Here is a 26335-nt window from a genome sequence, read left to right on the forward strand (position 1 = left end):
GGCGAGGGGGCATGGTGCAAATCCTTGGAAAGTGGCGGGAAAAAATTCGTTCTTCCCGTATTCCGAACGAAAAGCCAAAACCCTCAACGTTTTTTCATTTATTTTGCATGTCTTGTTCAGGAAGCCTGGCGCGGGCCCATGCTGACCCAGTAGCGCGTGCGGTAGCGCAATTGCACGGGCAGGCTCAGGGCCAGGTTGGCCAGCGAGCGGTCCGTGTCGCGCAGCGAATATACGCCCGTCACGCGCAGGCCGGCGATGGACTCGTCGCAGCGCAGCACGCCGTGGCGGTAGCGCCCCAGCTCCGCCAGCAAGTCATCGAGGCGCATGCGCTCGGCCACCAGGCTGCCGTGTGCCCAGGCGGCGGCGCTGTCTTCCACGCTCGCTACCTCTTGCACGGCCAGGCGCGTGTAGCCGGCGCGCTGGCCCGTCTGCAGATGCAGGGATTTTGCCCCGGCGCGGGCAGGCTGCAGGGCCACGGCGCCCTGGAAGACGGCGACCTGGCTGACGCCATCGCCGAGGCGCACGGAGAAGCGCGTGCCGAGCGCCGTGGCCGTGCCCTGCGGCGTTGCCACCAGCAACGGGCGGTAGTCTGCCGCGTGTTCGTGCGCGCTGGTGACGAGGATGGCGCCGGCGCGCAGCACGATGCGCCGCTCGCCGGCGCCGTAGCGCACGTCGATGGCGCTGGCCGTGTCGAGCACCACCTGCGTGCCGTCGGCCAGCACGATGGCGCGCGTCTCGCCCACGGCAGTGCGGTAATCGCTGCCCATGCTCATGCCCGTGCTTTGCCACAGGCCCGCTTCGTGCGCCAGCAGCGCCGTGCCGCCGCCCGCCGCGATCAGACCCAATAGCTGCAAGGCGCGCCGGCGGCCGGTGGTACGGGGCTGAACCGGCGCCAGCGCGCCGCGCGCCACCTCGCGGGGCAGGGCGTCGAATTGCCGGGAGAAGCGCTGCAGCCTGGCCCAGGCCCGCTCGTGCTCGGGGTGGGCGGCGCGCCAGGCGGCGCAGGCTGCGGCATCGGCCGCGCTGGCATCTTCCGCCCACAGCCGCGCCATCCACTCGGCGGCGCGTTGCAGCGCGGCGGGGGCGATGGGCGCGCCGTCCAATTGCTGGCTCATGCGCATTGCGCCGCGCAGCAGGCCAGCAGGGCGCGGGCGATGTATTTTTCTACGGACGAGACGGACACGCCCAGGCGCGCGGCGATGTCGGCGTAGGCCATGTCTTCGAGCTTGCACAGCAGGAAGGCGTCGCGCACTTTCGTGGGCAGGCTGGCCAGGATGGCGTCGATTTCCAGCAGCGCTTCGACGATCAGCGCGCGCATTTCCGGCGTGGGGACGGTCGCTTCCGGCTGCGCGGCGATGGAGTCCGCATAGGCGGCTTCGATATGCCGGCGGCGGAACAGGTCCACCACCAGGCCGTTGGCGATCTGCGCCAGATGCTGGCGCGATTCGCCGGATTCGGGCGCGCGGCCCCGCGCGAGGATGCGCAGATACGTGTCGTGCGCCAGGTCGGCCGCATCGAAGGCGTTGCCCAGCTTGCGGCGCAGCCAGCCCTGCAGCCAGCCATGGTGGTCGCTGTAGAGGACTTCGATTTGCCGGTGCAGTTCCAGTTCGGGGCGTAGCATGCAACCTTTCCATGCCACGGTCCACAGGACAGACAGGCCTTGATGCGATTGAGAATTGTTCGTATTGTAGCCCGATTGCCGCGACTTGTGGCCCGGCAGTGGCGGGCCAGCAACGCCAGCGAGCCGGCATCAGGCCGAAATCAGCTTGATATCGGCCACCCGCTCCACCAGCCACACGCACGCCACCACGGCAATCGCCAGCGAACCAATGGTCAGCACTTGCCGGTACAGCCAGGTCTTGCGCAGCAGCCAGGCGAGGGGCAGAAACGCGGCGACGATGGCCAGCTGGCCGATTTCCACGCCCACGTTGAAGCCCAGCAGGCTGGCCAGCAGCGAGCCCTGCGGCAAGCCCAGGTCGCGCAGCACGCTGGCAAAGCCGAAACCGTGGATCAGGCCGAAGGCGAACGCGGCCACGGGGCGCTTGCCGCGGAACAGGGGCAGCAGGTTGTTCAGCGCCGCCAGAATGACGGAAGCGGCAATCGCCGACTCCACCCAGCGCGACGGCAGCGACACCACGGACAGGCTGGCCAGGCTCAGGGTGATGGAATGGGCCAGCGTGAACGCCGTGACGACTTTCAGCACGTCGATAAACGCCGCATTCAGGCCGTGCCGCTGTTCGCGCAAGCCCGGCAGCAGCACGGCCGGCAGCAGCAGCGACAGCAAAAACAGGATATGGTCGTAGCCGATCCAGATATGCCAGATGCCGTGTTTCACATACGCACCGAACTGCGCCAGGCGGTCGGGCGCGGCCAGGGAAATCGTCTGGCGCGGGCGGTCCGGGTCGAAGATGGCCGTTTGCGTCGTGCCGCCGCTATCGATCTTCAGCAGCCCCTTGTGCTGCGGGTCGAGGTCGGCGAACAGCGTGTAGCCGATGGTCACACTGGCCGGCGCGGCGCCGCCCGGGCAAGTGGCCTGGAAACGCAGCACGTTGTAGGCGCCGTCCGTATGGCGGTCGATCAGCTGTTCGACGGCTTGCAAGGGGCAGGCGCCCTGGCCGCTGGCCAGCTGCAGGCGCTGCAGCGCGTAGGCGGCAATCGCCGCGTGGCGGGCGCGGATTTCATCCCAGGTCAGCGCGCCGTCGCCATTGCCATCGAGGCCGATGGCGAAATCGAGGTCGCGCAGGGCGATATCCCATTGCCCCTCGACCCGCTGGCCGTGCACGGCCAGGCTCAGATAGCTGTCGCTGGGCTTGTGGGCTTGCGCGGGGGCCAGCCAGGCGCACAGGAGCAGGAGGAACAGGCATCGCTTTACAGCACACCTCACAGTACACCTGCTTTCTTGATAACACTGACTTTTTGCCCATCCTGTGGGCCCAGTTGCCTGGCAAGCCGCTGCAGGGCCACGTCTTCCACGCCGTTGGCCGCCACCCACGCCAGCACGGGCCGGGCCGCCGCATAGTCGCGCGCGGCCAGGGCCGCTTCGAGCACGATGCGCATGTCGGGCACCTCCTTCTGGATGGCCCAGTTCTGCTGCGCCAGCCGCAGGGCGGACGGCACATCCTGTTGCAGAAACAGGGCAAAACGGGCTTGCTCGCGCTGGTGCACGGTATCGCCCCGCTGCATGGCGGCCGTGAAGCGGGCCGACAGCTCCGCCTTCGCCGCCTGGTACGCCGCTTGGCGGCCGGGCAGCGATTGCAGGGCCAGCGCGTAGCGCAGCAGCAGGGCATCGATGCGTTGCTGGTCTTGCAATAACCTGGCGACTTCCTGCGGACGCTGCCGGTCGAGCAGGAAGTCGGCGTAGGCGCCCAGCAGGTAGCTGTCGCGCGGCTGGCGCGCCAGCGCCGCCTTGTAGCGGGCTTCGGCCAGCGCTGACTCTCCGCGCCGCGTGGCCATTTCCGCCAGCAGGGTGGCGGCCCAGCTTTCCAGCTCGGGCGCCGCGCCGGCGCTGCGCTGCAGGGTCAGGTCCAGCAAGCGCTCGCTGCCGGCGGCCCGGCCCGTGACGCTGGCGATATTGGCAATACAGGTGACGGTGACCAGTTGCGTTGTCAAGGCCGACAGGCGGGCGCAGGCCGCTGTCGCCTGTGGGTAGTCGCCCTGCACCGTGAGCACGGTGGCGCGCGTCAGCCAGGCCTGGGCGTTGTGCGGCTGCTGCCCGATGACGGCGTCGAGATCTTGCAGGGCGAGACCGAAATGGTGGGTACTTTGCAAGATGGTGGCGCGCAGCAGGCGCACGGGAACGGGAGGCGCCGCCTGCCGCCACCAGGGCGCCAGCGCCGCTTGCGCGTAGCCCAGGTAGCGCGGGTCCGTTTCGCTGCGCGCCAGGGCAATGTAGCGCTGCGCCAGGCCGGTTGCCAGCACCAGGTCTTGCGGGGCGGCATTCAATTGCTGGCGCAGGCCGCGCAGCTCGTTCTGCGTGGCGTCGGCGCGGCGCGGCAATTGTTCGATGACGGCGCCGCCGTCTTTCGGCGTGTAGGGCGCGGCCCAGGCCAGCAGGGGCAGGCAGGCGCACAGCAGGGAAATCGGTGTTTTCATGGTGGAGGCCATCAACAGTCATTGATGCGGGCGCCGGCGAGCGGACTCCCCGGCGCCCGCAGGGGCTACAGCGGCACCGCTTCCGTGTCTTCCGGCGACGTCGCCATGATGGCGTCGGTGGCGACGCCTTCCTTGTCATCGCCGGTGTTCGCGATGACGTTGCTGACGGCTGTATAGAAGGCGTCGAGCATGGTCACGGGCGGCGGCGTGGTGCCGCCGCTGCCGTTATCACCGCCGTTATCGCCGCCGTGGCTGCTGCCGCCGCCACCGCAGCCTGCCAGCAGGGCCGTGAGCGCCAGGGCGCCGAGTGCATGGAGCTTTTTCATCGCATTCTCCTCGTTGGCTTACATCTGCGGCGAACCGGCGATGGGGTTTTTCAGGTAGGGGAAGCCTGCCGTGAAGTAGGTTTCATCGAGGAAGGCGCCGTCCGTGAAGTGCAGGCCGCCGGCGGGCGCGTCGGCCGGAGCGCAGCCGATGTTCAGGGTGCACAGCTTGCCCATGGCCACGCGCAGCACCACGTCGACCACGTCGTCGCCGGGGCGGCGGCCGTTCGGGAAGCCCGCGCTGTCGCCATCGATCACGCCCAGGCGTTTTTGCGATCCCGGGGCAGTGGGCGCGATCGAGGTGTTCAGGCGCAGCATTTCAGAGGCGACGACCGTCGCGGGCTGGTTCACGCCCTTGATGCCCGTCAAGAAGGCGGCCACGAGGTCGTTGCGGGGGAAGTTGGTGGGCGCCTTGGCGCCTGCCGAGCCGAACAGCACTTCCACCAGGGCCGGCACGGTGGGATTTTTCACGTAGTCGGCAAATTGCGCATCGCCCGACGGCTTGCTGGCGTTGAAGCGGTCCTTGTCCTTCAGGCCGATCACCACTTCATTTACCAGCGGCATGCCCAAGCGCGACACTTGCACCCACGCGCCGCCTTCCTTCGATGCCGGAATGGCGCCGGGTGCCGGGTTCAGCAAGCGTCCCTGGCGCAGGCTGGCCGTGGTCCAGCCGCCGATGACGGGGTCGTTGCCGGCCGTCAGGCAGGCGGTCGGCACTTCCATTTCGAGGGCCGTGACGTTCTTGCGCGCCAGGTCGTCCCTGGCAGCGGACTCCGCATTCGCGGCAAATTCCGTGGCGGGCGCCTTGATGTTAATCAAGTCAAACGTTTCGCCCAGGTTGACCACGAACGGGTCCTTGCGCTGGCCGACGAACAGGCGCGCCGGCGCGGCGCAGCCGGGGATGTTGACCGTGTAGACGTGCTGCGCGGCATACGCGGCATAGTTGGGGATGGACTTGTTGCCGATATTGTCGACGGGCTTGTCGAACACGCTGCCGCCGCCGCTGGCATTGGTGACGCTGCTGCGCGTGCCGTTGCGGCGGTCGCCCCGCACCACTGTCACGGTGTAGGTTTCGCGCACGTTCAGGCCCGGCGGGTTGACGGAATCGATGGCGCCGCCGTTGATGACGAGCGGAATCGAGACTTTCTTGCCGCCGACGGTGAATTTGTCATCCTTGATGGTGTTGGTGAAGCGGAACTGGAAGGTGAGGTCTTCCTTGCCGTCGCCATTGTTGTCGATATGGATTTCGTACAAGGCGTTGGGGTCCATGGTGAAATAATTCGGGCCGCCATAGGCGTCTTGCAGGGGAAGGTAGTCGGCCACCAAGGTGGTGTAGGCGCCGCGGCCCGTTTCATAGCTGCGGAACATGTAAAAGTCGGTGCCGTCGACTTTCGGATTTTGCGTGATGAACGGCGCTTCGCGGTGGCTGGAAGCATGGGCGGCTGGCGTGATGGCCAAGGCCAGAAGGTTGCCCAGGAGTGCGGCGCCCAGTGCGGTTTTCGAGTGTGACAAAGACATTTCGATTCTCCCGATTTTGTGTTTGCGTTGACAGGCAAGTTCAAGAAACTGCAGGCTGCCTGGCTTATACGCACGGGGGAAGAAAACGGATTCACTGCATCGAAAAGGATGTCATTGGCTTACCAGGCCAGCACTTTCGGGCCGATGGCCGCGCCGATGGCGGTCGGCACCAGCATGCCCAGCACGTACCAGAAGCCGACGAAGCTGGCGGCCAGTTCCGGGCAGTGCAGGCAATACACGAGGGCGGCCAGGCCGCCCGCGGCAAAACCGGCGGCGGCGCCCGCCAGACGCAGGCGCGTGGGCGCCAGCTGGCGCATCAGGCGCAGCACGGCCGCCAGGATGGGCAGCGAGAGCATGGCGATCAGAAGGGGGCAGCTGCGCCAGGTGGCGCCCCAGAACAGCTCGGCGCGCTGCTCGGGCGGCGCTTCCTGCACGATGATGGCGCCCAGGGTCCACATCAGCAGCACGGGCAGGGCGAGCAGCAGGGGCAGGGCGCGGGTGGCGGCGCCCGGCAGGCACAGGCGGCGGCTGACGTGCCAGGCCGCCAGGCACAGGCACACGACAAAGCCCACCTTGATCCAGAAGTCTGGCAGCTGGGCCAGCTGTTCCAGGTTGGGCCGCACACCCAGCAGCACGTCCATCAGCGCCACGCTGGCCAGCAGGCCGGCGCCCAGCGTGCTTGCTGCGCGCCAGCGGGTGCCGGGCGGCGCTGCGGCGGCCACGTCGGGGCCGCTGGCCAGCATGGCGATCAAGTCATCGGTTTTCATGGTGCGCTTATCCTCAAGTTTGCAGCCAGTGCCTTCAAGCCGCGATGCACGGCCACCTTGACGCTGGCTTCTGAAATGTCCATGGCGGCGGCCGTGTCGCGCACGGACCAGCCGTCGAGCTTGGTATGCACGATGGCGTCGCGCTGCTGCGCCGGCAAGGTGGCCAGCAGCTTGCCCAAGTCGCGGCTGGCCTCGGCCGCCTCGGCATCGGCGCTGGAAAACAGTTCCTGTGCGCTATCTTCTTCGTCATACGGCTGGTGCTGCGCCTCGCGCCGCCCATGCCGGCGCAGCCAGTCGATCATCTTGTAGCGCGCGATCGCATGGATCCACGACGTCAGCGGCACGCCCGTGTCATACGTCAATCGCTGGTTGTGGATGGCTAACAAACATTCCTGCACCAGGTCTTCCACCTCGTCCGGCCAGCGTTGCAGGCGGCGCCGGAAAAACGCGCGCAAATGGCTGCTGCTTGCCTGCAAGAAACTGCGATACGCCGCCGCATCGCCATCGAGCCCGCGCAGCAACAAGCCATGCAGCCGCAATTCCGCGCCATGCAACTGCTTACTGACAGGTATTCGTTGCATGCTGGCCTTTGGTGACAGGCGTTGAAAAAAATAAATATCGAATTATTTGCTGGCGGCTGTAACCAATCCGTCCAGCGCGGCGAATTGACAGGCAAGCACGTTTCTCATATCAATATACCGGTGAAAGACCATGGACATCAAGCACTGCCTGGCAATACTTCTACTTCCCGTTCTGGGCGTGAGCGTGGCAGGGCCGGCCGCCGCGCAGATGGCGTCCGGCCAGCGCTGCGAAGTCAACAGCGGTGCGCGGACGGCGGCGCTGGTGGAGTTGTACAGCAGCGAAGGCTGCTCCAGCTGTCCGCCCGCCGACCGGCGCCTGAACGCCTTGCGCAAGGAGGCGGGGGCGGCCAGCCTGATCGTGCCGCTGGCCCTGCACGTCACGTACTGGGACCAGATCGGCTGGACGGACCCGCTGGCGCAGCCGCAATTCGACGCGCGCCAGGCCGAACTGCTGCGCCACCAGCCGCGCCACGTGGCCTACACGCCGCAATTCTTCGTGGGCGGCACGGAATTGCGCGGCTGGGATACGCAGCTGGCGGCCGCCATCGGCCGCATCAACGCGACCGCTGCGCCCGTCGCCATCGGCCTGTCCGCCACGCCGGGGCCGGGCGGGAAATTATTGCTGGAAGCCAATGCCAGCGCGCCGGACGCGCGCACCGGCGGCCAGCTGTATGTGGCCATCAGCGAAAGCGCCATCGTCTCGACCGTGCTGCGCGGCGAAAACCGGGGCGCCACCCTGCATCACGATGCGGCCGTGCGTTTGTGGCTGGGGCCGGTTGCGCTGGCGCAAGGCCGCGCCCGGCTGCGCCGCGAAGTGCACTTGCCCGCCAGCTGGCGCCCGGAAAACCTGCAAGTCGTCGCTTTCGTGCAGCGGGCCGACAGCAGCGCCATCCTGCAAGCCGTCAGCACGGCATCGTGCGCGAAGGGAGCACTGTGATGAACGGACAAATGAATGTGATCCACCCCGCCTGGCTGCGCCTGACGCACTGGCTCAACGCCGTGGCCGTGGTGGTGCTGGCCACCAGCGGCTGGCGCATCTACAACGCGGCGCCATTCTTCCCGTTCGAGCTGCCGCGCGCGCTGACCCTGGGCGGCTGGCTGGGCGGCGCCCTGCAATGGCATTTCGCCGCCATGTGGCTGCTGGTGGGCAATGGCTTGCTGTATCTGGTGATTAACATCGTCTCGGGGCGGCTGCGGCGCCAGTTCTTTCCCCTGTCGCCGCGAGCGCTGCTGGCCGATTTCAGCGCCGCGCTGCAGGGCAAGCTGGCCCATGCGGACCCGCGCCGCTACAACATGGTGCAGCGCGCCGCCTACCTGTTCGTGATGTTTGATTGCATCGTGCTGGTGCTGTCCGGCCTGGTGCTGTGGAAATCCGTGCAATTCCCGCTGCTGCGCGAGTTGCTGGGCGGCTACGAGAGCGCGCGCAGGGTCCACTTCATCGCCATGGCGCTGCTGACGGGTTTTGTGTGCGTGCACCTGCTGATGGTGGCGCTGGTGCCGCGCACCCTGGTCGCCATGCTGCGCGGCCGCTAAGGAGATGAGCATGAAAAAAACCATCCTCGTGCAAGCGCAGGGCCAGGCCATGCTGGCCGACGCCTTGCGCCAGATCAAACAGCCGTCGCGCCGCCTGTTTTTGCAGCGCAGCCTGACCCTGGGCGGCCTGTCCTTGCTGACGGGTTGCAACGCCAGCGACCCATCCAGCATCGAGACGGCCTTGACGGCCGTGTCGCGCTTCAACGACCGGGTACAGGGCTGGCTGTTCGATCCGAATAAACTGGCGCCCACGTATCCGGACTCCATGATCACGCGGCCGTTTCCCTTCAACGCCTATTACGGCGAGGATGAGGTGGAACAGGTCGATGGCGACGCCTGGCGCCTGGAATTGAGCGGCTTGATCGCCGACAAGAAGCCGTGGACCCTGCCGCAGCTGCGCGCCTTGTCGCAGGAAACCCAGATCACGCGCCACATCTGCGTGGAAGGCTGGAGCGCCATCGGCAAGTGGGGCGGCGTGCCGTTTTCCCATTTCCTCAAGCGGGTCGGCGCCGACACGACGGCGAAATACATCGGCTTCCAGTGTGCCGACGATTATTTTACGAGCATCGACATGGCCACGGCCCTGCATCCGCAAACCATCATGGCCTTGACGTACGACGGCCAGGAATTGCCGCCGAAATACGGCTACCCGATGAAATTGCGCATGCCGACCAAGCTGGGCTACAAGAACCCGAAGCACATCCAGGCCATATTCGTCACGAATACCTACCCGGGAGGGTATTGGGAGAATCAGGGCTACAACTGGTTCGGCGGCTCCTAGGAAGGCCGGGGAGCCGGCCAGGGCGGCGTTGCATTGCCTTGTCGTACTAGTCGTACTGCCTGCGGCAATGCGCCTGGCCCTGACCACCTCCCGGCCTCCCTTCTATTCGGCAGCAAGCAGCACCCTGTAGCACAGCAATAGTTTTACCACCGGGCAATCTCGCCCATCCAACACTGAGACAAGGACATATCATGAAAACCACCATCACCGCCATCATCGCTTCCGCCATCCTCCTGTCGGGCGCCGCGTTTGCCCAGGATGCCATGAAGAAAGACGCCATGGCCAAGGACGCCTCGGCCGACGCCATGCACAAGGATGCGATGGGCAAGGACGGCATGCACAAGCCGATGGCGAAGAAACACATGAAGAAGGATCACATGGCCAAGGATGGCATGGCAAAAGATGCCATGGCGAAAGACGGCATGAAGAAGGATGAGATGAAAAAGGATGGCATGGCCAAGGATGCGATGGGCAAGTAGTGCAGGGGCCTGGCGCCGTCAACGCGATGGCGCCAGGCCGCGCGCGTTTTCCAGCGTTCACCCATGCTGGCTCAGGATGCGAAGTTGCTAATTGGTGTAAGCTGGATGCCTCCTGATTTCCCGCATGCACAGTCATGACCGAACCGTCCGTTGCCACGCTGTCCCCCGAAGCACATTCCTCCGATAAATCGATCCGCCGCCGCTCGCTGTTCGCTGCCTGCGGCGCGCATGCCGTGCATGACGGCTTGACGGACGTGATCTATGTGCTGCTGCCCATCTGGCAGGCGCAGTTTGCCATCAGCTACGCCATGGTGGGGCTGTTGCGCGGCTCGTATTCGGGCATGATGGCCGGTTTCCAGCTGCTGGCCAGCCGGCTGGCGAAGCGCTGGGGACGCGAACGCATGCTGGTGGGCGGCACGGCGCTGGCCGGCGCCGCCTACCTGGTCGCGGGGCAGGCGGGCGGCCTGGCCGTGCTGCTGATCGCCTTGCTGCTGGGCGGCCTGGGCGCCAGCACGCAGCATCCGCTGGCCTCGTCCATCGTCACCGACACGCACGAGGCGGGCGGCGGCGTGAAGGAGGCCTTGTCGCAATACAATTTCGCCGGCGATATCGGCAAGACCCTGATTCCCGCCCTGATGGGCTTGCTGCTGCTCGTGTGCAGCTGGCAGACCGGCGTTTCCCTGCTGGGGCTACTTGGCCTGGCGGCCGCTGGCTTGCTGTGGTGGCTGCTGCCGAAACCCGGCGAACTGCAGGCGGGGACGAAAAAGGCGGGCAAGACCATCGCGGGCAGCGGTTCGAAAGGGAGTTTTCGCGCGCTGCTGGCCACGGGCACGCTGGACAGCGCCGTGCGCATGGGATTTCTCACCTTCTTGCCATTCTTGCTGAAAAGCAAGGGCGCGGGCACGGCCGGCATCGGCGTGGCCTTATCGCTGCTGTTCGTGGGCGGCGCCTTCGGCAAGTTGCTGTGCGGCTACCTGGGCGCGCGCATCGGCATGATGAAAACCGTGTGGCTGACGGAATCGATGACTTCGCTGCTCATCGTCGCGGCCCTGTGGCTGCCGCTGGCCGGCGTCATGGCCATGCTGCCCCTGCTGGGGCTGGCGCTGAACGGCACCTCGTCCGTGCTGTACGGCGTCGTGCCGGAACTGGCCGAACCGGGCCAGCGCGAGCATGCGTTCGCCCTGTTCTACACGGGCACCATCGGCGGCGGGGCGCTGGCGCCCGTGCTGTTCGGCGCGCTGGGCGACCATACCAGCGTGCCCACGGCCCTGACGGTGCTGGCGGCGGTACTGCTGCTGACCTTGCCGCTGGCGTGGAAAGTGCAGCGGGGCCTGGCGCACGGTGGCGCCACATGACGGGACGCTTCGCATGAGTCTGCCATTGCCGCGCGATAAACACGATACGCGGAACGCGCAAGCCCTGACCGCCTTGCGCTGGGAAGAACTGCGTCCCGCCATGCCGCGGATCCTCGAGTGGGTGCAGGACGCAAACTGGCCCGTGGCCGCCATCCTCCTGCCTTTTCTGGCCGGCATCGGTCCGCGCCTGGCTCCCCATATCAGAACGGTGCTGGCCAGCGACGATGAACAGTGGAAGTACATTGTTCTGCTGGGCATCGTGCGCCATTCCTCCGGACTGGCTGCCGCCGTGGACGGGGAATTGCAGCGCTTCGCCCTCGCGCCAACGGCTGCCGAGCTGGAAGAAGGCGTGGCCGAGGCGGCCCGGGACATTCTGCAATGCCAGATAATAACTGCTGTCGGCCAGTAATCAGGGTCATTATTGGAGTACATCAGTATTGAATGTGCGTGCGTGTGGCCATTCCTGCAATAGATAGGAGACAATCCGGCCCGAATATATGTCGGCATCCGGGTTTTGAAACCCTCTTATCATTTAACAGGAAGATTACATGGGCAATTTTAGTATCCCGCAAACCAATAAAGCACTCGCTGTATATTCTCATGGCAAGACGGTGCCTATGCTGTTTGCGGTGTTTGCAGCGATCCTGGCGGCAGTGGCAGGTTTTGTCTTGTACCTGAGCACAACCTTGCCCCAGAAGACACTGACTGATACGCAGGCCATGACCTTGCGCAATGGCGCCAAGCTGGGTACGCACAGTAATTTGACTATTCTTTATGGCACGGCGGCTTTTCTATTGCTGCTCGCATTGCTGGTGCTGGTCATGCGCGCGGTGATGCTCAAGCGGCGGAAAAGCCGTTTTGAATTGCATGAAGACGGTGTGGTGCATGAATTGGACGGTATTCGCAGCTACGCTGCCTTTGCCGATATCGAGGACCTGTATCTGTTTGCCGGCGGCTCCACCGCCATGACGGGCATGATCAATAACCTTGCCTACCGCACGGGCGCCGACCAGCCATGGATATGGGCTACCGGGGAACTCAAGCGCTTTGACGAATTCATGGACGCGTTTCGTTCCCGTTACCTGCAATACCGCATGCCCGTCTTGAAGCAAAAGCTGGCGGACGGCGAACGCGTGACTTTCCGCTATATCAGCAGTGGCGACGTGTACAAGAAGCGCTTGTTCGGCAATTTCCTGAATGTCAAGACACAGGAACTGGCCTTGTCGGCGCAAGGCTTGCATGTGGACGGCGTCACCTGGCCTGGCGCCAGCCTGAAGTGCATGAATCAGAATGACTGGACCGAGAAACTGACGATCAAGGATGCGGCGGGCGCCACGGTGTTTTCATGCATCGGCACGGGTATTCTGAGTTTCGACCTGTTCGCCAATATGCTGGACGACGAGATGAATCAGGCCTGGTAACATTCCGGCGCAAATATGCCTCCCGATACGGGGAGGCTGGCGACCGCGCTATCCCGGCCGGCGGCCAAATGCAGATAAAAAATGAAAACACATTTACTGTCGAATGACGAATACCAAAAAACGTTTCATGCGCCTATGCTGAAGGTGACTGAAAATGCCAGGGAAGTCGTCGATCTTTGGGCATATGCCGATCTGCTCATCGGGAATGATTTTGGCGATGCCGCGGATTGGAATTGGCAGGTCGCGCATATTTATGAGTCGTCGGATGGAAAGTTTCAACATATCGGCATTCCCGTTCCCCGCGATGATACTTATCTGACTGTTATCGTCGATATCCACGGCAGAAAAATCCTGGGGCATGTTTTTCTGGATCTGCGCGCCAGGCCGTCAAGTCGCAGTGACGAATAACAGGAGACGATGCGGGCATGACCGTGTCGTCGCTCTGTCCGCCTGAAAAGAACCTGGCGCGGCGCGCCTATGCGCTTGCGCAATACGCCGCGCTTGATGGGGATCAAAGGGCCGCCATCGTGCGCTTTCTGGCGTTCGTGGCACAGCTGGACGACGGCATGCATGCCTATGCCGCCCATGAAAGCCTGGCAACGTACTGGCAAGCGGATGCCGCATGACTTGCCCGCCAGCACTCTCATCGTCTACACTCGCCGCATGAAAAATTTTGCAAAGCGGCGCGACCGCTACGATTTGTTCCGGGCGTTCGAGAATCCCCTCGTCAATATCAACTTCATGCTCGACGTGCCGGATTTCCGGCCCTGGTGCAAGTCGCAGCAGATGCCCGTGTTCCACTTCTTCCTGTTTTGCCTCCTGAACACGGTCAAGGACATTGACAATTTCATGTACCGCATCTACCGGGATGAGGTGATCCGGATAGACAACTTTCCCGCATCCTACACCGTCATCAACGGCGACGACAATCTCAATTACACGCGTTTTAGCATGACAGACCAGCTCGATGTATTCATCGCGCGCAGCCTGGAGGCCAAGCGCCTTGCCGAAGCCAGCCCCGCGCTGATCAACACGGGCGAGGAGTTGAGCGAGCGCGAACGGCGCGACAATATCTACATCACCTGCCTGCCGTGGCTGGACATGCGGGCCATCGAACACCCGATCTGCCGCCACCGCGATGCCGACATTCCGACATTTACCTGGGGCAAGTTCGGTCCCGCGCAGGACGACGGCCGCATGCAGGTGCCGTTTTCCGCGCAGGCCCACCACGGCTTCGTCGACGGCTACCACGTGCAGAAGCTGGCGCAGGCGCTGGCGCGGCGCATCGACGCCATCATTGCAGCCTAGCGTTGCGGCCTGTCCTTCGATACGTTCAGGCTGTGTTCGGCGGCTTGGCATCGATAGTGGCGAACGTGACATAGGGACCGGAAGCCGGCAGGCTGGCGATCGCGCCATTGTCTTTCCTGACGGCGAACCAACGGCACTTTTCCATGGCCCGCGTGATGCCGACATAGGCGAGTCGGCGCGCTTCCGCTCGCTGCGCATCGTCATAGCTGCCCAGGCCTGCTTTTTGGTACAAGAAATTTTTCGATGGCGTGGAACCCGTGTAATGGCAATCGCCGAGCAGTACGATGGATTGTGCTTCCAATCCCTTGGCGCCATGGAAGGTCATGAACTTGACTGCCTTGCCCCAATCGCGGCGTGATACCCTTTTGAGCTTTTCGAGATGTCTTTTCTCGCGTGATAATACGAGCATGGGGCGCTCCTCGCAGGCTTCGGTGCGCGCAACTTCCATGCCGATATAAAGTCGGATTGCCTCAAGTGGCAGCTCGCCTTTCACGCCATGAATCTGTACCGGAAGGTTGGCATCGGCCCATTTACCCTCGGCCACGCAGGTTTTCGGTTCCATGCCAGGCACGCCGACCAGCACCGACTCGGCACAGCGGATCAGATAGTCGCTGCTGCGGAAATTCTCCTTCAAGATGACTTTGCCATGCTTGGCCGCAGGGAAGTGCTGTTTGAACTGGACGAAAAAGTCCGGCGAACTGCCACGCCAGCCATATATGGATTGCCAGTCGTCACCGACGCAGGTGAGGGAGCCCGCCATGTCACGCCTGACTAGTTCTCGTTGGCAACCTCTAATCCATTTGACGATCTGTGGTGATACATCTTGGAACTCATCCACCATCAGATGCCGCATGGTGCCGAGCACGTGCAGTGGCACCGCAGCAAAATTTTCTGGATGATCTTCGGAATAGTGCGCAAAGAGCTGATTGAATGTGCAGATGCCGCGCTCCTTCAGCACGGCTTCGAAATAGGGCCAGAAACGCGCCGTGGCCTGCATGAACACGGCATCGCCGCCAAGCTTGTTTTGCGGGCTGGCGATGGCGCTGGAGAGCGTAGCAGCTACCGGCAAGCCCAGATTTTCCACAAACTGCGCCATGCCATGAAAACATTTGGTGATCGGCTTTTTCTTGAAGTCACCTGGTGCGATCATCTTGAACGTGAGTTTGCCGGCGCGCTTTTCCGCATGGGCGGCCAGCCAGCCCAGCTGGATTCTCAGCTCCTGTAATTGCTCAAGCGTATCAATCCAAAGCAAGGGCTTGTCGCTGATACCCGCCAGCACCTTGCGTTTGGTGTAGATCGCGGTGGCCGACGGAATGCTGTTGGAGCTTGCTTTGGCATAAAATTCGGCTCCGCCCAGAATAATGTGGGCGCCGATTTGCGGCACGTAGCCATTCACCCAGAAGGGTTTGTTCGCCTGCGGCGACACGTCGATGGCGGCGAGGCCGGCATCGATACCGTCCAGCGGCCAGATGCCGGGGGCGATATCGTGGCGCCAGGCGTGTTCAAGGGCGGCTGTCATCCTCTGATCGATATCGTTGATCCACTTGATGTTGCTGTGCGTCTTGGCATCGGTCGCCTGGCGAGCCTGGGTCAGGCTGAGTTTGTAAAGCTGGATCGCCATAGCGTAAAAAACTTGATCTTGATTGAAGGCCCGCTCGTAGGCGATGCCGAGCAAGTCGTCCAGCGTTGGCGTGTCGTCCGGCTCCTCGCTCAGCATAGCCGGGAAGGCATCCTCATTGTCGCTCTCGTCTTGCAGGTCGTCCGATTCTGTCAGCTCCAGCATGTTTTCAACGTCGAGTGCGTCGACTTCGCCCTTTTTCTCCCGATCCAGCAACTCAAGCACTTTGGGGCGTACCGGCATGCTTTCGCGTGCCATCGTCAGCACCATGGAATGAAAGGTGCGCACCATGCGCTTTGCCTCCTGTTCCGATAATTGGACGTGCCATTTTGACAAGCTCGCCTGTAGCTTTTCGATGAAATCGAAGCGAGACGCCTTGGTGAAGGTGAACACGGAGAGCTGGTTGCGGTCTATGCCCAGGTAAAGGTTGAGCGCGATCACGCGCAAGACCAGCGATGTGGATTTGCCCGAGCCAGCACCGGCAATGACGTAGGTGGCGGGGTCATCAGCCAGGATCATCTTCCACTGGTCTGCTGTGGGTGGATGGGGGAAGCGCGCAGTCACCGCCGTCTTGAATTCACCGCTGATACACGGTGTAAATCCGAGGGGCATGCCACTCACCAGCCAGTTCTTGCGCGCCTCCTCGGCCTGGCGTTGGCATTCCGCCTGGCGTTCTTTCTCTGCCGCCAGCGTTGCCGCTTGCACGTCAGCTTCATGCGCTCGTCCTGCTTCAAAGCCATTCTGATATGCCACGGCCTTGCCTTCGGCCAAAGCTGTGCCATGGACGCGTTCAATGCTTCTCTGCTCCTGTGTTAATAAGGTGCTGTGATGCCCGATAGTCATCAGGCCCAGGGATTCCAGTATTTCATTGAGTATGTTCATGCTGGGCGCTGGTGGGAATATGCCGGGAGCATAGGATAAAAGCCCACAAATATTACTTTTCAGAAATATATGTGTCTATTTTCATGATTTGTTGATGCAGCAATGGAAGCTTTCTTGCTTACCATGTTGCTTAGTCCCTCTCCGGGACAGCGAGTTCAGCTCAGCTATGCAGAAATTTTCTGCGTGCGGTCGTGGTCTTCATGCCGTCCAGCCCAGGTAGTCGCTGGGCGCCCGGCCCAGCACGCGGCGGAAGGCGGCCGTGAAGGCGCTGGGGCTGGCATAGCCGAGATCGAGCGCGACCCGGGTGACGGCTTGCCCCTCGGCCAGCCGCGTGATGGCGGCCAGCAGGCATGCTTGCTGGCGCCATTGGGCAAAGGCCAGCCCCGTCTGGGCGCGGAATTGCCGCGTAAAGGTGCGCCGGCTCATGCCTGCCTGCGCCGCCATCGCGTCCAGGCTGCTGTCCAGGCTAGGTTGCCGCAACAATTCCATGCACAGCTGCGCCAGCCTGGCGTCCTGGGGCACGGGCGCGCTCAGGGGCAGGGGGGCCATGGCGGCGACCTCGTCGAGCAGCAAGGCCATCAATCGTCCGGCGCGCGATTGTTCCACATACAAGGCCTCCACCGTCACCGCTTCGGCCAGCAACTGGCGCAGCAGCGGCGTGGCATCGAGCACCTGGCAATCCGGTGGCAAGCCCATCCTGGCGATGGCGTCCGGGGCGATAAACACATTGTGCATGGTCACGGCGCCATGCATGCGCATGCCGTGGACGAGTCCGGCCGGCACCCAGCAAGCCCGTTGCGGCGGCACGAGCCAGTTGCCTTGCGGCGTATGCACGCTGATGACGCCGCGCGCCGCATAGGCGAATTGCCCGCGCGCATGGCTGTGGCTGGGGAACTGTTCGCCGGGGGCATAGTCGAGCGCGGTGGCGATCAGTGTTCGCGGCACTTCCATATAAAAATCATCCATGGCCCGCACTCTACAGTATTTGACCTGTTATCGAAGGCGGGCCGTCCTGTTTCCCCTTACGATCCACTCTTTTTCAGGAGTGAACATGCACAATAGCTATCATCGCGTGGGCCATGGTCCCCACGCCGTCATCGTCCTGCACGGCTGGTTTGGCGACGCGCACGCGTTCGCTCCGATGGAAGCGGCCCTCGACGGCGGCGCCTTCAGCTACGTTTTCATGGACAATCGAGGCTATGGCGGCATGCGCGGCGCGGCGGGCGAGTATTCGATGGATGAAGTCGCCTGCGACGCGCTGGCCTTGGCCGATGCGCTGGGCTTTGCCACCTTCAGCGTGGTCGGTCACTCCATGGGCGGCATGGCGCTGGAACGGCTGGCCTTGCTGGCGCCCTTGCGCTTGCGCAAACTGGTGGCCGTGGCGCCCGTGCCCAGTTGCGGCGTGGCCATGGATGCGCCGGCGCGCGCGCTGTTTCTCGATGCCAGCGGCAACCAGCAGGCGCGGCGCGCCATCATCGACCGCAGCACGGGCGGGCGTTTGCCGGCCGCCTGGCTGGACTGGAAGGCGCAATATTCGTGGGAAAGTTCGGATCCGGCCGCGTTCGCCGCCTATTTTCTCGCGTGGAGCGATACGGATTTCAGCGGCGAAGTGATCGGCGCGGCGCCGAACCTGCCCTTGCTGGCGCTGGTGGGCGAACACGATTCCCGTTTTGATGCGGACTTGATGCGCCGCACGTATCTGGCGTGGTATACGCAAGCCCGGCTTGAAGTGCTGGGCAATGCGGGACACTATCCGATGAATGAAACGCCGCTGGCCCTGGCGGCCAGCATCGAGGCGTTCCTGGCGGAAAACGACTAGTTACGCGGTCTTGGCGCGCAGGCGCAGCAGGCTCAGGCCCAGCAGCACGAAGGCGCCGCCGCAGATACGGTTGAACAGCCTGGCGCGGCCCGGCGTGGCCAGCTGGGTTTTCAGCAGGCGCGCCAGGTTGGCGTAGAACAAGTGGGCCAGCATGGCGCAGGCGACAAACGAGGTCGTCAGCACGGTGAACTGGATGGCCACTGGTTCGCCCGGCGTGATGAATTGCGGGAACAGGGCCGAAAAGAACAGGATGGCCTTGGGATTGGTCAGCGCCACCGTCAAGCCCTGGCGGAAGAGTTTCCAGAAAGAATTTGGATTCGCCGCCCCTTGCACCACGGGGGCTTCCGCCACGATGCTGGCCTTGCTGCGCCATTGCTTGATGCCCAGGAACACCAGATACAGGGCGCCAGCCAGTTTCAGCAGCATGAAGGCCGTGGCCGAGGTTGCCAGCACGACACCCATGCCGGCCATGGCCACACCGGAAATGATGAACAAGCCAAAACCATTGCCCATGCTGCTGATCATCGCGCGGCGCGGGCCGACGGCGATGGCATTCGAGATGGCCAGCAAGACGGCCGGGCCGGGAGAAAACGTGACGAGCAGGGCGACGCTGCAGAAAAGCAGCCAGTTCGAGAGGTGCATGGGTGTTCCTGGGTGGGGCCGAAGCCGGATTGGGGAGTCAAAACACCTGTATTGTACGAAGTTTTCGGCTCCCGCGTCAGCGGCCCCCGCCTGAATCAGGCCCGGCTTCAGGCAAGCAGGCTGGCGACCACGTGGTTGATGGCGGCGCCGCCGGCGATGAGCCAGCAGAACAGCAGGCCGGCCAGCAGCAGGGGCTTGATGCCGGCGCGGCGGATGGCCGACATATGCGTCGTCAAGCCCAGGGCCGCCATGGCCATGGCCAGCAGAACCGTATCGATGTCGGTGATGGCGGCTACCACCGGGGCCGACAGCCAGCCCAGCGAATTGAAGGCCACCACGGCAATAAAAATGAAGGCGAACCAGGGAATCGCCAGCTTGGCCGCCTTGTCGTGGCCGCCGTTACCACCTTGGGCCTTGCCGCGCGCCAGCACCGCCGACAGGATGACGAGGAACGGGGCCAGCATCATCACGCGCACCATCTTGGCGATCACGGCCGCATTCGCCGCCTCTTGCCCGATCGACTTGCCGGCCGCCACGACTTGCGCCACCTCATGCACGGTCGAACCGATGTACACGCCAAACACCGTGGGCGTGGCGCCCAGCACCTGCCAGCCCAGGTTCAGCTGGTACAGCGCGGGGTACAAAAAGATGGCGATGGTGCCGAACACCACGACGGTGGAGACGGCCACGGTGACATCTTCGCTGCGCCCCTTGACGACGGGTTCCGTCGCCATCACGGCCGCCGCGCCGCAGATCGAGCTGCCCGCGCCGATCAGAATGGCGCTGTTGCGTTCCAGCTTGAACACCCTGGTGCCGAGAAACATGGCCAGGCCGAACGTGGACGCCAGCACCAGCGCATCGATGGCGATGCCGGCCAGGCCCACTTGCCCGATATCCTGGAAGGTCAAGCGAAAGCCGTAGAGGATGATGCCGAGTCGCAATAATGTCTGCTTGGAAAAGGCCACGCCCGCGCCGCAGGCGGGTGCCAGGCTGCCATACACGCTGTTGCCCAGCACGATGCCCAGCATGATGGCCAGGGTCAGGGCGCTCATGCCGTGGCTTTGCATCCATTCCAGCTTGCCCAGCGCAATGGCGCCCCAGGCGATCACGCCGCTCAGCAGCAGGCCCGGCAGGAGGCGGCCATAGCGGTCGCTGAAACTTGTTGTGTTGCTTGTAGAGAGGGAAGACATGCCGTACTCCATGTTTTTATGCGTATGGCATGACTGTACAGTTCGTCGATTAAATGGTAAAACGGATTGTTTTTGTATGTTTAACCTATTAAGTGAGTATATGAGATGGCGCTAACGTTACGGCAACTGCAGATTTTCCTGGCAGTGGCGGACACGGGCAGTACCAGCGCGGCTGGCGAGCAGATTGCGCTGTCGCAATCGGCCACCAGCGCCGCCCTGAACGAGCTGGAAACCTTGTTGGGCGCGCAACTGTTCGACCGGGTCGGCAAGCGATTGCTGCTCAACGACAATGGCCGTCTGCTGCTGCCGCAGGCGCGGCAGATGCGCGACGGGGCCGCCAGCATCGAGCGCCAGTTTGCGGGCGCCGACCCGTCCGTGCCCGTCAGCCTGCAGATCGGCGCCAGCACGACGATCGGCATTTATTTATTGCCGCAGATCCTGGCCCAGGCGGCGCAGCAGTATGGGCGCAGCATTCCGCAGGTGACGATTGCCAACACGGCCGACATCGCTGCCGCCGTGGCGGAGTTCCGTGTCGATATCGGCCTGATCGAAGGACCGTGCCATGAGCCGGGCTTGCTGGTCGAACCGTGGCTGACGGACCAGATGCTGATCGTGGCCGCACCCACGCACCCGTTGGCGCAAGTGCGGCATCTGCTCAGCTTTGCGGAGCTGAACCAGGCGGGCTGGCTGCTGCGCGAGGCGGGTTCGGGCACGCGCGAAGCCGTGGAGCAAGCCTTGGTGCCGTATCTGCACTATCTGCGCGCCGCGGGCGAGTTTAGCAACTCGGAAGCGATCAAGTATGGCGCGGCGGCCGGCCTCGGCATCGCCTGCCTGTCGCGGGTGGTGGTGGCCGATCTGCTGGCCAGCGGGCAACTGGTGGAACTGGACACCATGTTGCCGCCCCTGGAGCGCAATTTTTACCTGATCCGCCAATCGAAGAAAATCCTTTCGCCCCGCTTGACGGGATTTTTGGAACTGTGCCGCCACGCCTCGCGCATGGCGGGGTAACACACTCAAACAGCTTGACTGTTTTCCATATGAGGGATAAATTCCCATATATGGAAAATACAGCACTCACAGAGAACGATACGGAACAGCGGCTGGCGGCGCGTTTAAAACAGTTGCGCGTGGAGCGGGGCTGGTCGCTGGATCAGCTGGCCAGCGTCAGCCAGGTCAGCCGCGCCACCCTGTCGCGCCTGGAAAATGGCGAAGTCAGCCCCACGACAGCCGTGCTGGGCAAGCTGTGCGCCGCGTATGGCCTGGCCATGTCGCGCCTGCTGCGCATGGTCGAGGACGATTTCCCGCCTTTGTTGCGACGGGCTGAGCAAACAGTGTGGACGGACCCGGACACCGGCTTTGTCCGCCGTTCCGTCTCGCCGCCGTCGCGCGCGCTGGCTGGCGAAGCGCTCGAATGCGAGCTCGGTGCGGGCGTGACGATCAGCTATGCCGCCTCGCCCCGGCCCGGCATGGAACACCATCTGCTGCTGCAGGAGGGCATGCTCAACGTGACGGTCGATGGCCGCTCCCACGATTTGATGCCCGGCGATTGCCTGCGCTACCAGTTGCATGGCGCCAGCGCATTTACGACGCCAGCCGGCACCGGCGCCCGCTATTTTCTCTTTCTCGTCTGAGGTCGCCATGCCCGCATCGCTGCGCCATTTTTCATCCGCCGATATTCTCGAACGCTTGCCGGAACTGGGCGCCTTGCTGCAGGCGTGCGTGCACGACGGCGCCAGCATCGGTTTTATCTTGCCCTTCGACAAGACGGCCAGCCAGGCGTTCTGGACGGATAACGTGTTGCCGGCCGTCACGCGCGGCGTGCGCCTGTTGCTGGTGGCCGAGGTGGAAGGGAAGGTGGCGGGCGCCGTGCAGCTGGACTGGGATACCAATCCCAACCAGGCGCACCGGGCCGAAGTGCGCAAGCTGCTGGTCGCGCCCGCTTACCGCCGCCACGGCATCGCCCGCCAACTGATGGGGGCGCTGGAACAACAGGCGCGCCGCTTGCCGCGCAGCCTGCTGACCCTGGATACGCGCAGTGGCGACCATGCGGAGCCGCTGTATCTGTCGCTCGGTTACGTGGTGGCGGGCAGCATCCCCGGCTACGCGCTGGCGCCGGCCGGCGGCCGGCTGGACGCCACCACCATCATGTACAAGCAGCTATAGCGGGGAACTCAGGCGGGGAACTCAGGCTTTCAGCCGCGCTCTAACGCTTGCGGCAGGCCGGTTTGCAGGCGCGGTGGCCGCCTGGGTCGCCTGAACGGCCACCAGACTGATGCCGTGCGCCGCCTGGGCGGGAAGCTGGTCACGGCTCAGCTTGAAGATGCCCACCGTGCCCGACAGCAGGGTGGCGCGCTGCTGCATGCTCGCTGCCGCCGTCGATGCCTGTTCCACCAGGGCCGCGTTTTGCTGCGTCACTTGTTCCATCTGCACGATGGCGGCATTGACTTGTTCGATGCCGGACAATTGCTCGCCGCTGGCCATGCTGATTTCGCCCATGATGTCCGTGACGCGGTGTACGCTGGCCACGATGTCGCGCATGGTGGCGCCTGCCGTATCGACCAGGCGCGCGCCAGCGTCGACCCGCTCGACGGAGTCGCCGATCAATTGCTTGATTTCCCGCGCCGCACCGGCCGAGCGTTGCGCCAGGGTGCGCACTTCCGCGGCCACGACGGCAAAACCGCGCCCCTGTTCGCCCGCCCGTGCCGCTTCCACGGCTGCGTTCAGGGCCAGGATATTTGTCTGGAAGGCGATGGCGTCGATGACGCCGATGATGTCAACGATCTTTTTCGACGACGCATTGATCGAGCTCATGGTATCGATGACTTGCGCCACCACCGTGCCCCCTTTGCCGGCCACGTCGGCGGCCGATTGCGCCAGCTGATTGGCTTGCCGTGCGTTATCGGCATTTTGCTTGACGGTGCCCGTCAGCGTTTCCATCGAGGCGGCCGTGCGCTCCAGTGAGCTGGCTTGCGCCTGCGAGCGCTGCGACAGGTCCAGGTTGCCGGCCGCAATCTCGCCCGAGGCGCCCGCGATCTCGTGCGTGCCGCCGCGCACCTCGCCCACGATATTGATCAAACTCGCATTCATGTCTTTCAGCGCTTGCAGTAATTGCCCCACTTCATCGCTGGAATCGACGCGGATATGCTCGCTCAAGTCGCCGCCCGCCACCTTGCGCGCAACCTTGACGGCGTGCCGCAAGGGGCGCACGATGCCGCTGCTGATGAACCAGGCCGTCGCCAGGCTCAGCACGCCGCCGACCAGGCCCAGCGCGATGATCAGCATGCTCGTATCGTGGGCGCGGGCCATGGCCGCCTCGGCCGTCGAGCGCATCAGGGCCGACTGCGTGGCGATCTGCTGATCGAGCTCGCGCAAGGCGGATGGCGCTTGCGTGCTGTTGCGCGTGGCTTGCAATTGGGCGATGCGGGCATAGCGCTGGTTCACGCTGCTGTCGATTTCCCCGCTCACCGTCGACAACTGCCAGGTGCTGATGCCGACGACCACGGCCAGTAAAAGCGACGTGAGCAAAAAGCCTGTGGTCAGGCGTACACCGATGCGTATGTTTGAAATATTCATGTCCCCTCAGCTGTTGTCCCGTGGTGGCCGTGTCCCCTGCGGCGGCAGGGCGCGGCGCTTGCCCCTGAAGTTGCTGGGGTGAAATGAGTGTAGCAGTGCGGTACTAAGTAATCTATAAATATTTCCATATTGGAATTAGTCACTGCCTGTTTAGCAACAGCAGCATGGTTTGTTGCCAGATAAAATCACCGGTCTTATTACAGAGTCCTCCTACTCCCATACCCGGCATCGTCCGACTGGCGCGTGCCGGTGCCGCGTCTACACTGTTCCTTGCACGGACCCGGCGGCGGGTCATTCTTCTTTTCCAAGGGAGGTTGAGATGGCGAATATCCAGGCAGGATCGGACGGTGCGGCAAAACAGGAAATGTCGGCCAAGCGCCTGAACGTGGTCGACTGGATCTCGATGATCCTGCTGATCGTGGGCGGCTTGAACTGGGCGCTGGTGGGATTGTTTGATATCGATATCGTGGCCCGCATCCTCGGCGCCATGTCGACGGCGTCGCGCGGCGTGTACGTGCTGGTGGGACTGGCGGCGCTGTATTCCATCTATCTGTGCGTGCGCAAGCTGCCGGCCAAGCCCTAGGGGAAGCAAATGCCTGTCGGTGCCAGTCCCAAGCGCGAGCGCGAATTCAGGAAGCTGGAAAAGGAGTTCAGGCAGGAGGGTCGCTATCCCGGCCGCGAGGACGAGGTTGCGGCCCGCATCGTGAACAAGCAAAGGGCGCAGGCGGGGGAAACCCGGACGGCGCACGAGCGGGAAAATACCAGCAGTCCAGCCTTGGATGCGCCAGCGTCAGACCTGCCCATTGCCGGCTACCAGCATTTGACGGTGGCGCAGATCCGCGACAAGCTGGGCGGTCTTTCCGCCGCCCAGTTACGGCGCCTGCGCGACTATGAGGCGGCGCACAAGAAGCGCAAGGGCGTGCTGCAGGCGCTGGGAGCTTGATCTGGCTTCATGGACTTGATGCCGTGTGCCTGTGCTTACGCCTACATGTGCCTGTATGCCTGCCAGCAGGCTGGCGCACTGCCAGTTTGCGGGCCGACGTTATTGCATGCGCTTACTGCGTGCGCAGGTAGGCCAGCAGGTCGGCCACTTGCTGGGCGTTGCCGATGCCCCAGAAGCGCATGTTGTTGCCAGGAATGAAATCGCTCGGTGCTTTCAGGAAGCCGGTCAGGTTTTGCTCGGTCCACACGATATTCGCGTTTTTCATGGCCGCCGAGTATTTATAGTCGGTGGTGGTGCCGGCCTTGCGGCCGATCACGCCCGTCAGCTTGGGGCCGAAGCCGCCGCGCGCCGAAGGCCCCACCTGGTGACAGGAGGCGCACTTGCGAAACGCGGCCTTGCCCGCTTCGGCATTGCCTTTCAAGGCGGCGGGAGCTGCTGCATTTACCATGGCGGCGGGCGCTAGCAGCAGGGCTGCAGCGGCAAGAGGGGAGAACCAGCGAAAAAGAAATGTGGATGTCATCGGTGAGGCGGAAGTGTGCAATATCGCAAGCAATGACGCATTTTACAGGCGGGCATCCAAACCTGCCCGTCAGTGATGCAACCATGTGATGCAACCATGCCAGGCGGCCAAGCGCGGGCGCGGCGCAGTCAGCACAGTGGGACAGGCTCGATACCGCTAGCGCTTGCCGCCCTGTGCGCCGAGCGCTGCCATGGCCGACGCGAACACGATGCAGGCGATGGCCAGCCACTGGGTCAGGCTCAGCAGTTCTCCCAGCACGGCCATGGCGGCCAGCGCGCTGACGGCGGGCGCGGCGCTGCTGAACATGCCGAACACGCCTTGCGGCAAGCGGCGCAGGGCAAAGATTTCCAGAGAGTACGGCAGGGCGCTGGACAGCATGGCAATGGCCAGGCCCATCAAGGCAATCGACGGCGCCAGCAAGGCCGTGCCCGAATACGTGATGCCGATGGGCACCGTCACCATGGCCGCCACCGTCATGCCCCAGGCCACGGCTTGCCCGCCCTGCAAGGTCGAGGCGCGCTTGCCGAAGATGATGTACAGGGCCCAGCACAGCGCCGCCCCCAGCGCATACGCCACGCCCACGGGGTCCAGGCTGCCTGGACTGCCTTGCAGGGGCAGCAGCAAATATAAGCCAAACACGGCGCAAGCGACGGCGAATAAATCGCGGGGCCGGCGCGACGACAGCATGGCCACGGCCAGCGGCCCCGTCACCTCGATGGCCACCGCGATGCCAATCGGTATCAGCGCAAACGCCCGGTAAATCAGCAAATTCATCAGCCCCAGCACGGAACCGTACACCAGCAAATTCAGCACATCCTTGCGCGTCAGCCGGTAGCGCCACGGCCGGAAGATGGCCAGTAGTATCAGCGCCGAAAACCCCACCCGGTACGCCGTAATCCCCTCGACCCCGATGACGGGAAACAGGTTTTTCGCTATCGCCGCCCCCAGATTGACGGAAATCTGCCCTCCCAATACGGCCAGGGAAGGAAG

The 26335-nt window shown here is 63.7% G+C and carries 31 protein-coding genes; 16 read left to right on the forward strand and 15 right to left on the reverse strand.

What is annotated here, in order from left to right:
- Nucleotides 1-116 precede the first annotated feature (116 nt).
- From AC07X6_RS27795 to AC07X6_RS27830, 8 genes are all read right to left on the reverse strand, one after another.
- Entirely contained in the window at nt 117-1115 is a 999-nt protein-coding gene (locus tag AC07X6_RS27795; RefSeq protein WP_494793110.1) for a FecR domain-containing protein, read from the reverse strand.
- A complete protein-coding gene (locus tag AC07X6_RS27800; protein ID WP_494793111.1) occupies nt 1112-1621 on the reverse strand; it encodes a sigma-70 family RNA polymerase sigma factor in 510 nt (169 codons plus the stop codon). The genes AC07X6_RS27795 and AC07X6_RS27800 overlap by 4 nt, the downstream gene beginning before the upstream one ends.
- Before the next feature lie 129 nt (nt 1622-1750).
- The gene (locus AC07X6_RS27805; protein WP_494793112.1) at nt 1751-2884 is read right to left on the reverse strand and encodes a HupE/UreJ family protein; all 1134 of its coding nucleotides are present in this window, start codon (nt 2882-2884) and stop codon (nt 1751-1753) included.
- On the reverse strand, nt 2881-4092 hold the full coding sequence (locus tag AC07X6_RS27810; RefSeq protein WP_494793113.1) for a tetratricopeptide repeat protein: 1212 nt from the start codon (nt 4090-4092) through the stop codon (nt 2881-2883). Before AC07X6_RS27810 ends, AC07X6_RS27805 begins: the two co-directional genes overlap by 4 nt.
- A 65-nt stretch (nt 4093-4157) precedes the next feature.
- Nucleotides 4158-4418 carry a hypothetical protein gene (locus AC07X6_RS27815; RefSeq protein WP_230537518.1) on the reverse strand — a complete coding sequence of 87 codons (261 nt, stop codon included), beginning with the start codon at nt 4416-4418 and terminating at the stop codon, nt 4158-4160.
- 18 nt (nt 4419-4436) lie between these two features.
- Nucleotides 4437-5933 (reverse strand): DUF4331 domain-containing protein, encoded by a 1497-nt coding sequence (locus AC07X6_RS27820; protein WP_494793114.1) that lies wholly within the window; start codon nt 5931-5933, stop codon nt 4437-4439.
- A 119-nt stretch (nt 5934-6052) separates the two neighbouring features.
- Complete coding sequence (locus AC07X6_RS27825) at nt 6053-6700, reverse strand: NrsF family protein (RefSeq protein ID WP_494793115.1); 648 nt, start codon at nt 6698-6700, stop codon at nt 6053-6055.
- Complete coding sequence (locus AC07X6_RS27830; RefSeq protein WP_494793116.1) at nt 6697-7281, reverse strand: sigma-70 family RNA polymerase sigma factor; 585 nt, start codon at nt 7279-7281, stop codon at nt 6697-6699. Before AC07X6_RS27830 ends, AC07X6_RS27825 begins: the two co-directional genes overlap by 4 nt.
- Before the next feature lie 130 nt (nt 7282-7411).
- Here AC07X6_RS27830 and AC07X6_RS27835 point away from each other — a divergent pair, with 130 nt between their 5' ends.
- The 10 genes from AC07X6_RS27835 (at nt 7412) to AC07X6_RS27880 (ending at nt 14158) form a co-directional block, all read left to right on the forward strand.
- Nucleotides 7412-8218 carry a DUF1223 domain-containing protein gene (locus AC07X6_RS27835; protein ID WP_494793117.1) on the forward strand — a complete coding sequence of 269 codons (807 nt, stop codon included), beginning with the start codon at nt 7412-7414 and terminating at the stop codon, nt 8216-8218.
- Nucleotides 8218-8814, forward strand: coding sequence for a cytochrome b/b6 domain-containing protein (locus AC07X6_RS27840; RefSeq protein WP_494793118.1), 597 nt, complete (start codon nt 8218-8220; stop codon nt 8812-8814). Before AC07X6_RS27835 ends, AC07X6_RS27840 begins: the two co-directional genes overlap by 1 nt.
- Nucleotides 8815-8818: 4 nt before the next feature.
- The gene (locus AC07X6_RS27845; RefSeq protein ID WP_494793119.1) at nt 8819-9595 is read left to right on the forward strand and encodes a molybdopterin-dependent oxidoreductase; all 777 of its coding nucleotides are present in this window, start codon (nt 8819-8821) and stop codon (nt 9593-9595) included.
- A 191-nt stretch (nt 9596-9786) separates the two neighbouring features.
- On the forward strand, nt 9787-10074 hold the full coding sequence (locus AC07X6_RS27850) for a pentapeptide MXKDX repeat protein (protein ID WP_494793120.1): 288 nt from the start codon (nt 9787-9789) through the stop codon (nt 10072-10074).
- Nucleotides 10075-10208: 134 nt separating this feature from the next.
- Nucleotides 10209-11429, forward strand: a complete 1221-nt coding sequence (locus tag AC07X6_RS27855) for an MFS transporter (RefSeq protein ID WP_494793121.1) — start codon at nt 10209-10211, stop codon at nt 11427-11429.
- Nucleotides 11430-11442: 13 nt separating this feature from the next.
- Nucleotides 11443-11838, forward strand: a complete 396-nt coding sequence (locus tag AC07X6_RS27860; RefSeq protein ID WP_494793122.1) for a DUF5071 domain-containing protein — start codon at nt 11443-11445, stop codon at nt 11836-11838.
- Between the two features lie 277 nt (nt 11839-12115).
- Nucleotides 12116-12850, forward strand: a complete 735-nt coding sequence (locus AC07X6_RS27865; RefSeq protein WP_494793123.1) for a hypothetical protein — start codon at nt 12116-12118, stop codon at nt 12848-12850.
- Nucleotides 12851-12931: 81 nt separating this feature from the next.
- The gene (locus AC07X6_RS27870; RefSeq protein WP_494793124.1) at nt 12932-13258 is read left to right on the forward strand and encodes a hypothetical protein; all 327 of its coding nucleotides are present in this window, start codon (nt 12932-12934) and stop codon (nt 13256-13258) included.
- Nucleotides 13259-13275: 17 nt separating this feature from the next.
- Nucleotides 13276-13476 carry a DUF6714 family protein gene (locus tag AC07X6_RS27875; RefSeq protein WP_494793125.1) on the forward strand — a complete coding sequence of 67 codons (201 nt, stop codon included), beginning with the start codon at nt 13276-13278 and terminating at the stop codon, nt 13474-13476.
- A gap of 37 nt (nt 13477-13513) precedes the next feature.
- The gene (locus AC07X6_RS27880; protein WP_494793126.1) at nt 13514-14158 is read left to right on the forward strand and encodes a CatA-like O-acetyltransferase; all 645 of its coding nucleotides are present in this window, start codon (nt 13514-13516) and stop codon (nt 14156-14158) included.
- A 25-nt stretch (nt 14159-14183) separates the two neighbouring features.
- On the opposite strand, the gene AC07X6_RS27885 is transcribed toward AC07X6_RS27880, so the two are convergent.
- Together AC07X6_RS27885 and AC07X6_RS27890 are read right to left on the reverse strand one after the other, a co-directional pair.
- The gene (locus tag AC07X6_RS27885; protein ID WP_494793127.1) at nt 14184-16658 is read right to left on the reverse strand and encodes a UvrD-helicase domain-containing protein; all 2475 of its coding nucleotides are present in this window, start codon (nt 16656-16658) and stop codon (nt 14184-14186) included.
- A gap of 198 nt (nt 16659-16856) precedes the next feature.
- Nucleotides 16857-17624 carry an AraC family transcriptional regulator gene (locus AC07X6_RS27890; protein ID WP_494793128.1) on the reverse strand — a complete coding sequence of 256 codons (768 nt, stop codon included), beginning with the start codon at nt 17622-17624 and terminating at the stop codon, nt 16857-16859.
- An 85-nt stretch (nt 17625-17709) separates the two neighbouring features.
- Between AC07X6_RS27890 and AC07X6_RS27895 the strand changes: the two genes are divergently transcribed.
- Complete coding sequence (locus AC07X6_RS27895; protein WP_494793129.1) at nt 17710-18477, forward strand: alpha/beta fold hydrolase; 768 nt, start codon at nt 17710-17712, stop codon at nt 18475-18477.
- Here AC07X6_RS27895 and AC07X6_RS27900 read toward each other — a convergent pair whose 3' ends face one another.
- Nucleotides 18478-19119, reverse strand: a complete 642-nt coding sequence (locus tag AC07X6_RS27900; protein WP_230537535.1) for a LysE family translocator — start codon at nt 19117-19119, stop codon at nt 18478-18480.
- Between the two features lie 107 nt (nt 19120-19226).
- Entirely contained in the window at nt 19227-20309 is a 1083-nt protein-coding gene (locus AC07X6_RS27905) for a YeiH family protein (protein WP_494793130.1), read from the reverse strand.
- 105 nt (nt 20310-20414) lie between these two features.
- Here AC07X6_RS27905 and AC07X6_RS27910 point away from each other — a divergent pair, with 105 nt between their 5' ends.
- From AC07X6_RS27910 to AC07X6_RS27920, 3 genes are read left to right on the forward strand one after another with little or no spacing between them, the layout of a single operon-like run.
- A complete protein-coding gene (locus tag AC07X6_RS27910; protein WP_494793131.1) occupies nt 20415-21317 on the forward strand; it encodes a LysR family transcriptional regulator in 903 nt (300 codons plus the stop codon).
- Between the two features lie 50 nt (nt 21318-21367).
- Nucleotides 21368-21940 (forward strand): helix-turn-helix domain-containing protein, encoded by a 573-nt coding sequence (locus tag AC07X6_RS27915; protein WP_494793132.1) that lies wholly within the window; start codon nt 21368-21370, stop codon nt 21938-21940.
- Between the two features lie 7 nt (nt 21941-21947).
- Nucleotides 21948-22472 carry a GNAT family N-acetyltransferase gene (locus AC07X6_RS27920; protein WP_494793133.1) on the forward strand — a complete coding sequence of 175 codons (525 nt, stop codon included), beginning with the start codon at nt 21948-21950 and terminating at the stop codon, nt 22470-22472.
- A 21-nt stretch (nt 22473-22493) separates the two neighbouring features.
- Here the strand turns inward: AC07X6_RS27920 and AC07X6_RS27925 are convergent, their stop codons facing one another.
- Nucleotides 22494-23882, reverse strand: coding sequence for a methyl-accepting chemotaxis protein (locus AC07X6_RS27925; protein WP_494793134.1), 1389 nt, complete (start codon nt 23880-23882; stop codon nt 22494-22496).
- Nucleotides 23883-24201: 319 nt separating this feature from the next.
- Between AC07X6_RS27925 and AC07X6_RS27930 the strand changes: the two genes are divergently transcribed.
- The gene (locus AC07X6_RS27930; RefSeq protein WP_077404942.1) at nt 24202-24465 is read left to right on the forward strand and encodes a DUF378 domain-containing protein; all 264 of its coding nucleotides are present in this window, start codon (nt 24202-24204) and stop codon (nt 24463-24465) included.
- Nucleotides 24466-24474: 9 nt separating this feature from the next.
- Complete coding sequence (locus AC07X6_RS27935; protein WP_494793135.1) at nt 24475-24825, forward strand: hypothetical protein; 351 nt, start codon at nt 24475-24477, stop codon at nt 24823-24825.
- Nucleotides 24826-24937: 112 nt separating this feature from the next.
- Here AC07X6_RS27935 and AC07X6_RS27940 read toward each other — a convergent pair whose 3' ends face one another.
- Nucleotides 24938-25273: a c-type cytochrome gene (locus AC07X6_RS27940; protein ID WP_494793136.1), complete on the reverse strand. Its 336-nt coding sequence runs from the start codon at nt 25271-25273 to the stop codon at nt 24938-24940.
- 228 nt (nt 25274-25501) lie between these two features.
- On the reverse strand, nt 25502-26335 hold an 834-nt coding region (locus AC07X6_RS27945; protein ID WP_494793137.1), incomplete at its 5' end, for an EamA family transporter.

The organism is Janthinobacterium sp. GW460-12-1-14-LB5 (assembly GCF_059423585.1).